11 protein-coding genes are annotated in these 10,643 nt (G+C 70.6%); 7 read left to right on the plus strand and 4 right to left on the minus strand.

Annotation, left to right across the window (positions count from 1 at the left end; genetic code table 11):
- Positions 1–347: 347 nt before the first annotated feature.
- Together rho and AC31A1_RS37180 are read right to left on the minus strand one after the other, a co-directional pair.
- A complete protein-coding gene (rho, locus tag AC31A1_RS37175; RefSeq protein WP_489657525.1) occupies positions 348–1,487 on the minus strand; it encodes a transcription termination factor Rho in 1,140 nt (379 codons plus the stop codon).
- A 289-nt stretch (positions 1,488–1,776) separates the two neighbouring features.
- Positions 1,777–2,604: a class I SAM-dependent methyltransferase gene (locus AC31A1_RS37180; RefSeq protein WP_489657526.1), complete on the minus strand. Its 828-nt coding sequence runs from the start codon at positions 2,602–2,604 to the stop codon at positions 1,777–1,779.
- Between the two features lie 167 nt (positions 2,605–2,771).
- On the opposite strand from AC31A1_RS37180, the gene AC31A1_RS37185 reads away from it, so the two are divergent.
- The 6 genes from AC31A1_RS37185 (at position 2,772) to AC31A1_RS37210 (ending at position 7,949) form a co-directional block, all read left to right on the plus strand.
- Positions 2,772–3,542, plus strand: coding sequence for an SDR family NAD(P)-dependent oxidoreductase (locus tag AC31A1_RS37185; protein WP_489657527.1), 771 nt, complete (start codon positions 2,772–2,774; stop codon positions 3,540–3,542).
- Between the two features lie 6 nt (positions 3,543–3,548).
- Entirely contained in the window at positions 3,549–3,962 is a 414-nt protein-coding gene (locus AC31A1_RS37190; RefSeq protein WP_489657528.1) for a VOC family protein, read from the plus strand.
- A gap of 11 nt (positions 3,963–3,973) precedes the next feature.
- On the plus strand, positions 3,974–5,506 hold the full coding sequence (locus AC31A1_RS37195) for an MFS transporter (RefSeq protein ID WP_393754577.1): 1,533 nt from the start codon (positions 3,974–3,976) through the stop codon (positions 5,504–5,506).
- A 138-nt stretch (positions 5,507–5,644) separates the two neighbouring features.
- The gene (locus AC31A1_RS37200) at positions 5,645–6,358 is read left to right on the plus strand and encodes a YciI family protein (protein WP_489657529.1); all 714 of its coding nucleotides are present in this window, start codon (positions 5,645–5,647) and stop codon (positions 6,356–6,358) included.
- On the plus strand, positions 6,358–6,696 hold the full coding sequence (locus AC31A1_RS37205) for a YciI family protein (RefSeq protein ID WP_489657530.1): 339 nt from the start codon (positions 6,358–6,360) through the stop codon (positions 6,694–6,696). Before AC31A1_RS37200 ends, AC31A1_RS37205 begins: the two co-directional genes overlap by 1 nt.
- Positions 6,693–7,949 carry an RNA polymerase sigma factor gene (locus tag AC31A1_RS37210; protein WP_489657531.1) on the plus strand — a complete coding sequence of 419 codons (1,257 nt, stop codon included), beginning with the start codon at positions 6,693–6,695 and terminating at the stop codon, positions 7,947–7,949. Before AC31A1_RS37205 ends, AC31A1_RS37210 begins: the two co-directional genes overlap by 4 nt.
- 78 nt (positions 7,950–8,027) lie before the next feature.
- On the opposite strand, the gene AC31A1_RS37215 is transcribed toward AC31A1_RS37210, so the two are convergent.
- Positions 8,028–8,870: a helix-turn-helix transcriptional regulator gene (locus AC31A1_RS37215; RefSeq protein ID WP_489657534.1), complete on the minus strand. Its 843-nt coding sequence runs from the start codon at positions 8,868–8,870 to the stop codon at positions 8,028–8,030.
- Positions 8,871–9,024: 154 nt separating this feature from the next.
- Here AC31A1_RS37215 and AC31A1_RS37220 point away from each other — a divergent pair, with 154 nt between their 5' ends.
- Positions 9,025–9,984, plus strand: a complete 960-nt coding sequence (locus AC31A1_RS37220; RefSeq protein ID WP_489657532.1) for an NADP-dependent oxidoreductase — start codon at positions 9,025–9,027, stop codon at positions 9,982–9,984.
- A gap of 10 nt (positions 9,985–9,994) precedes the next feature.
- Here AC31A1_RS37220 and AC31A1_RS37225 read toward each other — a convergent pair whose 3' ends face one another.
- Complete coding sequence (locus AC31A1_RS37225) at positions 9,995–10,477, minus strand: MarR family winged helix-turn-helix transcriptional regulator (RefSeq protein WP_489657533.1); 483 nt, start codon at positions 10,475–10,477, stop codon at positions 9,995–9,997.
- Positions 10,478–10,643 lie beyond the last annotated feature (166 nt).

Here is a 10,643-nt window from a genome sequence, read left to right on the forward strand (position 1 = left end):
GTGTGGGAGCACCTGGGTGTCGGGGCGGTTCAGGAGTGCGGGGGGTGGAGTTGGTGTACCGGGATCCGACCCGGTGTTTGCTGCCGCCGCGACTGGGGTGAACGCGAGGACGCCCGCTAGGCAGAGGGCGCAGGCCGACACAGCGGTCCGGGGTGGGAATCCGATTGTCATACTGCAAACGTAGGAACAGAGACGCTGCGGAGGGTGTTGGCCGGGCCGAGGGGGGTTCGTCAACACCCGGATGCGCTAGTGATTCGTCTGCGGGTCCGGTGGGGGCTGGTCGCGCCCACGCGGCGGAGCCGCACATCGACACAGCCTCGCGCCTCTTAAGGGCATGCCCGTCGCCGTCAGTTCGACGGCAGCGTGGGCTGGATCTGGCGTAGGAACGTTGCGTTGTCCGGGGTTTCTCGCATTCGCTCCAGCAGGGTCTCCAGGCTGCCCTGGGCGTCCCTGTTCTGGAGGACGCGGCGCAGGCCCCGTACCGTCGTCAACTCGGCCGGGGTGAGGAGGAGTTCCTCTCGGCGGGTGCCGGACGGGGTGATCTCGATGGCGGGGAAGATCCGGCGGGATGCCAGGTCGCGGCTGAGGCGGAGTTCCATGTTGCCGGTGCTCTTGAGTTCCTCGAAGTAGACGTTGTCGGCGAGGGAGCCGGTCTCCACCAGTGCGGTGGCGAGGATCGTGAGGGAACCGCCCTCCTCGGCGAGGCGTGCGGCGCCGAAGAACTTCTTCGGGCCGATCAGCGCGGTCGAGTCGACACCGCCGCTGAGGGTACGGCCACCGGACGCGGCCGCGTTGTTGTGTGCCCGGCACAGCCGGGTCAGTGAGTCGAGGAGGATCACTACGTCCTCGCCGGACTCGACGAGGCGCTTGGCCCGCTCGATCACGAGCTCGGCCAGCGCGATGTGCTGCTTGGGGGCCTTGTCGAAGGTGGAGGCGTACACCTCGCCGCGCACGGAGCGCCGCATGTCGGTGACCTCCTCGGGCCGCTCGTCGAGCAGCAGGACCATGAGGTGGGCCTCGGGGTGGTTGCCGGCGACGGCGGCCGCGATCTGCTGGAGCAGTACGGTCTTGCCGGTCTTGGGCGGGGCCACGATCAGCCCGCGCTGGCCCTTGCCGACGGGGGCGATCAGGTCGGCGACGCGTCCGGTCAGGCCGGACGCCGGGTGTTCGAGGTGCAGCCGCTCACGCGGGTGCAGCGGGGTGAGGTCACGGAAGTGGCGTCGGCCGCGCAGTTCGGCGGGCGTGTGCCCGTTGACGAACGCGACCTCGGTCAGGGCGCGTTGCCCGCCGCGGACGCCTTCCACGAGGTCGCCCTTGCGGAGGCCGTGACGGCGGATCAGCGCGGGGGAGACCTGGAGGTCGGTGGGCGAGGGCCGGCAGTCCAGCGCTCGCAGGTGCCCCTTCCCGTTGCCGTCGATGTCGAGGACACCGGTGGCGGTCTGGATGCGGGGCTGTTCCTGTACTGGGGGTTCGAGTGTGGTGGTCATGATGGGTGGTCCTTTCAAGGACGGGATGCGTGTGTCATGCGGAAGGAAGGGGGGAGAAGCCGCAGACGGAGGGCGAACGAGCGCTCCTCGGGGCGGCGGGGAACATCACCTCGGGTACGGCGGAAAACGCCGGTCACGAAGTGGTGTGGAGAAGCCGGTGTGCCGGTCGGAATCGACGGGCTGTTCGGCGGAGGAGAAGTACTTCTGGCACCGGCGCCCGGAACGGGGCGTGCACAAGTGCTGACCGCACCGTAGCACACCCGGCGCGGTTCTAAGTGTGACGTAGGGCTCAGCGACTCGCCAGGAGACCGTACAGGAGGGGGATCCGCGGCTCGGGCAGTCGCCACCAGCCGGTCTCGGCACGGGCCATCCGCGGCCAGCGCGGCCACGGCAGTTCGTCGCTCTCGCGAAGGCGCCGGATGCTCAGTCCCACTGCTGTCAACGCGTTGATGACTTCGTCTATTCCGTGCATCCACTCGTAGCTGTCGGTCGCCCCTTCTACGGCCGGGCCGTCGGTGTACGTGAACGTCGCGTCCCGGTGCACCGGGCCCCCGCCGCCCAGGTAGTCGTGGCGCAGCAGCAGTTCCGGTCCGTCGCCCGGGGCCGGCTTCGGGCCCAGCGAGTTGAGCAGGGGATGGAACTCGACGATGTACAACAGGCCGCCGGGGCGCAGGAGTCGGGCGACCACGTCCGCCCAGCGCGGCAGGTCGGGCAGGTAGCACAGGGCGCCCTTGCCGGTGTACACGACGTCGAACTGCCGTTGCCCCAGAGCCTCCTCGGCGTCGTACACGTTCGCCTGTACGTAGTCGACGTCGAGGCCCGCCTTCGCCGCGATGGCGTTCGCGGCCGCGACGGACGCCTCGGAGAAGTCGAGGCCCGTGGCCCGCGCCCCGCGGTGCGCGAACGCGAGGGTCTCGGTGCCGAGGTGGCACTGGAGGTGGAGGACGTCCCGGCCCGTCAGGTCGCCCAGGTCGTCCCACTCGAAGGACGCGAACCAGCGGTCCGGGTCCGGGTCCCCGTCTAGGCCGTAGAACCGGCTGGCGAGGTGGACGGGGGTGCGGGCGTCCCAGTTCGCCTGGTTGGCGCGCATCAGGCGGGCCTGGTCGTCGGTGGTCATGGGGACATCCTGCCGTGAACCTGTGAGGAGTTTCCGGCTTCCCGCCTCATACCAGCCATACGAACCCCCGATGGCCCTTCGGCGACCCATTTCTTGTTCTAGTCAATGGCCGTACCTACGCTGCCACCACCGCACCACGGCGGCACGGGACAAGGGACTTGGCAATCATGGGTCGACTGGCCGGGAAAATCGCTTTCATCAGTGGAACGGGGGCTGGAATAGGGCGGGCCGCGGCGCTGATATTCGCGGCGGAGGGTGCCGAGGTCTTCGGTTGTGACATTGATGAGGACAGTGCGGCCGAGACCGTGGCACTCGTCGAAAAGGCCGGCGGAACCATGCGGTCCCTGGCTCCGGTCGACCTGTCCACCCAGGGTGGCGCCCGGGAGTGGATCGAGGCCGGGATCGCGGCCTTCGGCGGGATCGACATCCTCTACAACAACGCCTCCGCGCTGCGGAACGGCCCGTTCGGGACGATGCCCGCCGAGGACTGGTACTTCACCATCAAGAACGAGCTGGACATCCCCTACTTCTGCACCCAGGCCGCCTGGCCGCACCTGATCGCGCGGGGTGGCGGGGCCGTTCTCAACGTCGCCTCCGTGGCCGCCGTACGCGGGGCGCCGTTCATGCCGATGGTGCCCCACGGGGCCGCCAAAGGAGGGGTGTTGGCGATGAGCCTGCACCTGTGCGCGGCCGGCGCCCCGCATCACATCCGGGTCAACACCATCGCGCCCGGCATGACCCGCACCTCCGCCACCGCGCCCTTCCTCGACGATCCGGCAGGCCCCAAGGCGCAGTTGGAGGCGCGCATCCCGGTCGGGCGGGTGGGGCAGCCCGAGGACATCGCACGGGCCGCCGCCTTCCTCTGCTCCGACGAGGCGGCCTTCGTCAACGGCGCCAACCTCATGGTCGACGGCGGCGACAGCGCGATGGCGGGCTGAGCCGCCGTGACCACCCGACTTGACCACGTGGGCGTCAACGTACGGGATCTGGCGGCCCAAGTCGCTTGGTACCAGGGGGCGTTCGGCCTCAAGACCGTCTTCGAGTTCCACCTCGAAGGGCCCGGTCTGCGCGGCGTCGTCCTGGAGCATCCGCGGGGCTGGCGCATCGAGTTGCTCGCCAGACCCGGCTCCGCCCCCGGCCTTCGCGCACCGGACCCGCTGACCACCGCCCTCACCGAGGGATACGGGCACTTCGCGGTCACCACCCCCGAACTCGACCCCGTCCACGGCGCGTTGGTGGCCCATGGCGCGGGCGAGGTCATGGCACCCGGGCCGTCCCCCGAGCCCGGAGTGCGCATGGCCTGGGTCAGTGACCCCGAGGGAAATCTCATCGAACTCATAGAGAAAAACGCAGAGTGAGGGCACGCACGATGACGGATTCGACCTCCTTGAAAAGACTGGACCCCGGAACTCTCATAGCATGCTGTCTCGCGGTCGCGGCGGCACAGTTGTGCATTACCGTTCCCTCGCCCATCAACGGAGAAATTCAGGCCGCATTCGGTGCGTCGGGTTCCCAGGTCGCCTGGGTCACCTCCGCGTTCATTCTTCCCACCGCGATTCTGGAACTGAATTTCGGTGTGGTCGGCGATCTCTTCGGACGCAAGCGGCTCTTGGTCCTCGGCGGACTCGTCCTGGCGCTCGGTGAACTCCTCAACTCCACCTCGCAGAACATCACCATGATGTGGACCGGGCAGGCCCTGGCCGGCATCGGCGCCGCCGCGCTGTTCCCCAGCTCCCTCGCGGTCATCGCGGCGGCCACACCCGACGGCAAGGACCGCGCCAAGGCGGTCTCCACCTGGGCGTTGTCGATCTCGCTGGCCTCCGCGCTCGGCCCGCTGTCCTCCGGGATCCTCGCCACGGTCGCGGACTTCCGCTGGGCGTTCGTGCCGCCGGTCGTCCTGGGCCTCGTCGTCGCGGTCACCTCCTGGAAGCTCGTCACCGACTCGAAGGCGCCCGAGGGCCGCGCGCTGGACTGGCCCGGGCAGATCACCATCGCCGTCGGCCTCACCGCCCTGCTCTGGGGCATCATCGAGGGCGGCGACCGCGGCTGGGGCAGCGCGGCGATCGTCGGCTCGCTGGCCCTGGCGGCCGTCGCGCTCACCGGGTTCGTCGTCGCGGAGACCCGCGCGGCCTCGCCGATGTTCAACCTCGACCTGCTGAAGATCCCCTCGTTCGCGGCGGCGGCCGTCGTCGCCCTGGCCGGAATGTTCGGCTTCATCGGTACCGCCTACTGCGTCTCGATCCGCCTCGGCGCGGTGATGCACCTCAGCGCGCTGCGGGCCGGAATGCCGTTCGTGATCCTTCAGTTGATCCCGCTGCTGCTGGCACCGGTGCTCAGCCGGATGCTCACCCGGATCGACGCCCGCTGGCTCCTGATGGGCGGGCTGCTGCCCATGGCCGCCGGACAGTTCTGGATCGCCGCACTGCCCATCACCACCACCTCTCTGGCCGCCTTCATCGGCCCGGTGCTGCTGCTCGGCATCGGCTTCATCTGCGTGGTCTCCTCGCTGACCTCCGCGGCCGTGAACGCCGTACCGATCAACATGACCGGCATGGCCAGCGGCGCGACCAGCCTGGTCCGGGAGTTCGGCCAGGGCCTCGGCCCGGCCGTGATCTCCACCATCGCGATGAGCCTCGCGTCCTCCGCCCTCGTCGGCAAGCTCAGCGGCGCCGACGCCGGCATGGAGAAGGCGGCCGGTCCGCTCGCCGTCGTCAACGCGGGCAGCGCCCAGGCCAAGGCCGCTGCGCAGACCGCGCTCGGCCACGGCATGGCCATCGGCGTGGTGATCTGCGGCTGCGCCTCGCTGCTGGGCGCGGTGGTCACCCTGCTGCTGGTGCGGAAGAACACCGAGCGCGCGGCCGTGGGGGCGGGGGAGCCGTCGGTGCAGGCCGCCACCGCGTGACAGGTGCGTAGTGCTGGTGGGGGAGAGGCCGGGGCCGGTGCCCCGGCCTCTCCGGATTTTTTCTGTGGGGGCTGTCGATCCGGCTCGGTCGCGTTCGTCGGTGGGGTGTAGGAAGCTCATCGAGGACTGGGAGGACCCATGAAATACATGCTGCTGGTGTGCGGCGACGACACCGCCGACGGCTCCGGGATGGCACCCGTGGAGCCCTGGGTGGAGGAGCTGGGCGAGCGGGACGTACGGCTGCACGGTCACCGGCTCGCGCTGCCCGCCGAGGCCGTCACCGTGCGGGTGCGTGGCGGGGAGGTGCTGCGCACCGACGGGCCGTTCGCGGAGACCAAGGAGTACGTCGCCGGATACGACATCCTGGAGTGCGACACCCTGGAGGAGGCCGTCGAGGCCGCCGCGAAGCATCCTGTGGCCACCATCGGCGCCCTGGAGGTCCGCAGGTTCTGGGACGACGAGGACGCCGAGGCGGAGATCCGCGCGCTCGACGCCGAACTGACCGAGGCGGCCCGAGACCGGGACGTCGACCGCGCGCTGGCCTGCTACGCGCCCCATGCGGAGGTCTTCCACCTCGCCGACGGCCACGAGCGCCAGGGCCTCGACGCCCACCGCAAGGCACTGCGGGACCTGTTCGCGTCGGTCACCGGGCCGGTGACCCGCGAGGTGCGGGAGTTGCGCATCCAGGTGGACGAGAGCATCGGCTTCGCCCACTCCCTCGTGCGCCTGACCGGCACCCGCACCGACGGCTCCCCGCTCGACGAAACCGTGCGCGTGACCACCGGTTACCGCGACGTCGGCCTGCGCCGGCTGATCACTCACGAGCACGCCGTGTCCCTGAAGGAGGCGTGATGAAGTACGCCCTGCTGTTCTGCTCCCCGGTCGGGGACGAGGAACAGAGCCCGGCGGAGCACGCCGACGACCCGCGTTTCGCCGCCTACTTCGAGGAGGTGCGAGCGGGCCGGGTCACCGGAGGCGCACGGCTTCGGCCCTCCACGGACGCCACCACCGTGCGTGTCCGGGGCGACGAAGTGCTGCTCAGCGACGGGCCGTTCGCGGAGACGAAGGAATACCTCGCCGGCATCGCCTTCATCGACGTCGCGGATCTCGACGAGGCGATCGCCCTGGCCGCCAGGCATCCGGCCGCCTCCGACGGCGGCTCGGTCGAGGTGCGGCCGGTCTGGGAGTGAACGTGCCGGACGTCGAGGAGGCGGTCGCCGCCGCCTTCCGCGAGGAATGGGGCCAGGTCGTCGCCACCCTGATCCGGGTGACCGGCGACTGGGACCTCGCGGAGGAGTGCGCGCAGGACGCCTTCGCCCAGGCGCTCGACCGGTGGCGGCGCGACGGCATCCCGCGCCGCCCCGGCGCCTGGCTGACCACGACCGCCCGCAACCGCGCCCTCGACGTCCTGCGCCGGGAGGCGGTCGGGGCGGAGAAACTGCGGGAGGTCGCGGTGCTGGGGCGGGACGAGGGACCGTACGACCCGGAGTACGACGGTGACGACAGCGGCGTCGAGGACGACCGGCTGCGGCTGGTCTTCACCTGCTGCCACCCCGCGCTGCCCATCGAGGCCCGGGTCGCCCTGACCCTGCGCACGCTCGCGGGCCTGACCACCCCCGAGATCGCCCGCGCCTTCCTCGTCCCCGAGGCGACCATGGCGCAACGGCTCGTGCGGGCGAAGAAGAAGATCCGCAACGCCGGTATCCCCTACCGGGTGCCGCCCGCGCATCTGCTGCCCGAGCGGACGACGGGCGTGCTGGGGGTCGTCTATCTCCTCTTCAACGAGGGCTACGCGGCCACGTCCGGTGCCGAGTTGGTGCGGACGAACCTGTGCGCGGAGGCGATCCGCCTGGCCCGCGTGCTGTCCCGCCTGATGCCGGACGAGCCCGAAGTCCTCGGCCTGCTGGCCCTGTTGCTGCTGCACGACGCCCGGCGCCAAACGCGCGTGGACGCGGCGGGCGAGTTGGTGACGCTGGAGGACCAGGACCGTACGGCGTGGGACCGGGCCGAAGTCGACGAGGGCGCCGCCCTGTTGGAGACCGCGCTGCGCCGGGGCCGCCCCGGGCCGTACCAGATCCAGGCCGCGATCGCCGCCTGCCACACCACCGCGCCCACGGCCGAGGACACCGACTGGGCCGATATCGCGGGCCTGTACGGCGAGTTGGAGCGCTTCGTGCCCTCCGCGGTGGTGCGCCTGAACCGGGCGGTGGCCGTGGGCATGGCCCAACACCCGGATGCGGGACTGGAGTTGGTGGCCGAGTTGGAGAGGTCGGGCGAACTCGACGACTATCACCTGCTGCCCGCGACCCGCGCCGATCTGCTGCGCCGCAGCGGTCGTACGGCGGAGGCGGCGGTCGCGTACGAACGGGCGCTGGAGCTGGTGGAGAACGCGGCGGAACGAAGGTTTCTGGAGCGGCGGCTCGCGGAGTGCCGATCCGCGTAGGGGGTGTTCGTCGGTGGGCCCGGTACCCCTGAGGTCTGGTTCGCGGGGCTCCGGCTGGGCGGTTGACCGGGGGCGTCCTCAGCGGACGTCGAGCAGGCCCGCGAGGAGGTGGAGTCGCTCGGCGTCGAGGCTGCCCTCGGCCGCGGTGCAGACCATGAGCGCGGGGCCCGGGTTGCCCGGTATCGGGTAGGCGTCCCAGTCCAGGTTGAGTTCGCCGACCCGGGGATGGTCGAGGCGCATCTGGCCGCGGGTCGGTTCCTCCACGTCGTGGAGGGCCCACAGGGCCGCGAACTCGTCGCTGCGGACGGCGAGTTCACCCACCAGCTCGACGGCGCGCGGGTTCCCCGGATCGGCGGCGACCTGCGTCCGCAACATCCCGATCAGCTCCGCGACGGTGGCCGCCCGGTTCGGGCAGGTCCGGTCGGCCTGGGGGTGCAGGAACAGGGCCAGCATGTTCCGTTCCTTCTGGGGCTGGCGGGTTAAGTCGCCCAGCAGGGCGCCACCGAGCGGGTTCCAGGCCAGCACGTCCAGGAAACGGCCGACGACCAGGGCGGGCGAGGTCATGGTGTTCAGCAGTCGCAGCGTGGTGTCGGGTACCTCCTCCGGCTCGTAGGAACGCGGCGGTTGGACCGGGGTGCGTGCGGCGGTGGCGAGGCTGTGCAGGTGGCGGGTCTCCTCGGCGGAGAAGTTGAGGGCGCGCGCGAGAGCGTCCAGGACCTGTTCGGAGGGGCGTACGTCGCGGCCCTGCTCCATGCGCTGGTAGTAGTCCGAGCTCACTCCCGCCAGCAGGGCCAGCTCCTCGCGCCGCAGTCCCGCGACGCGCCGTCGCGGGCCGGGTTCCAGGCCGACGTCCTGCGGCCGCAGCCGAGTTCGGCGGGTGCGCAGGAACTCCGCGAGTTCGCGTCGGGGATCGTCGCTCATGGCGTGGGAGGAGTCGTTCACCGCGCCAGTATGCCGTCGGCGCGGCCCGCGAGGGTGGGTCTGCCGGACCCAGGAAAAGGAGAACGACCGTGATGTCGCGTGCGGGGTCCACCATCGGATCAACCACACAGCGGGCCACGGAAGGAACAGCGATATGAAGGCCGTTCAGATCACGGGTTTCGGTACTGCGGACGTACTGCGGGTCAACGAGGTGGACCGTCCCTCTCCCGGCTCGGGTGAGGTCCTCGTGTCGGTCGAGGCGTCCAGCGTGAACGGGCACGATGTGATCGTCCGGTCGGGGGAGTTGAAGATGGTGTCGGGGCGCCGGTTCCCGATCGGTGTGGGGCTGGACTTCGCCGGCGTCGTCGCCGCGACCGGCGCCGGTGTCGAGGGCTACCGGGTCGGGGACCGGGTGTGGGGCATGGTGCATCCGAGGCAGCGGCACTCCGTCGCCGGGGCGGCCGAGTACGTCGTGGTCTCCGCGGAGCGCATCTCACACGCCCCGGCGGACCTCTCGTCGGTCGAGGCGGCCTCCCTGGTCGTCGCGGGTTCCACGGCGCTGATCGCGCTGCGCGACAGCGTGCGCCTGGTGAGCGGCGAGAAGGTCCTGGTCCGGGGCGCGGCCGGCGGAGTCGGCACGGCCGCCGTGCAGTTGGCGCACGCGATGGGCGGCCATGTGACCGCGCTGGCCCGCGACCGCCACGCCAAGATCCTCACCGACCTCGGCGCCGACGAGGTCCTCGACTACGGCTCCACCACCTCCGACCAGATCGGGCCGTTCGACGTCATCGTCGACACCGTCGGCACCGAACTGCACTGCTACCGGGGCCGGTTGGCCAAGGGCGGCCGGATGGTCACCGTCGGACTGTCCCCGTCCGCCATCGCCGCGATCGCGGCGTCGAGCGTGCACGGCTCCCGCCGTATCCGCACCTTCAGCGCCAACCCCGAGACCCCCGTGCTGCGCGACGTGGCCGACCGTGTCACCTCGGGCGCGCTGCGGCCGGTGATCGACAGTGTGTACCCGCTCGCGGACATCGCCGCGGCGCACCAGGCGTTCGAGCGCGGCGGCGTCGTGGGCAAGCACGTGGTGACGGTGCCGCGCAGCTCCGTCTGACGGAGTCAGATCAGCGGGGGTCGGTGCGCAGGTCGATGCCACGGTCGTGGGCGTCGGCGGTCACGATCCGCGTCGCCATCCGCGACAGCCGCTTCCGGTCGGTTGCGGGAAGGGGCTCGACACACTTCTCGATCCGCTCGGCGAACCGGGCGGTGACCTGCTCCGCGAGCTGCCGTCCGGCGTCGGTGATCGACACCTGGAACGAGCGGCGGTCGACGGTGCTGGGCGTGCGGGTGACCAGACCCCGGCGCTGGGCGCGGTCGACGAGGCCGGTGATCGAGGACTTGTCGAGGCCGAGGTGACGGCCGAGTTCGTTCATCGTCGGTTCGCGGTCCCGCAGTATCCCGAGCAGCCGCGTCTGGGTGATCGACAGGTCGTACTCCCCGGCGATCTCGGCCAGCGCGTTCTGCACGAGGAACGAGAGCTGGGCGAGGGCGTCGACCAGACCGAGATCCTCGGTCGGCGGGGGCGGGGTGTCGTGCGCTGAGGTCATGTGCCGGATTCTACTTGCAAAGGTACGTGGCACCTACTAATTTAATTGGTGTCGCGTACTAAAACCTACGTGGCACCCACTAAATCTGTCGCGTCCTGTGCCCTGAATCCGATCCGAGGAGACCTTTCATGGACATCCGCGCCGCCGTCGTCCAGTCGTACGGCAC

This window comes from Streptomyces sp. P5F9 (genome assembly GCF_057961495.1).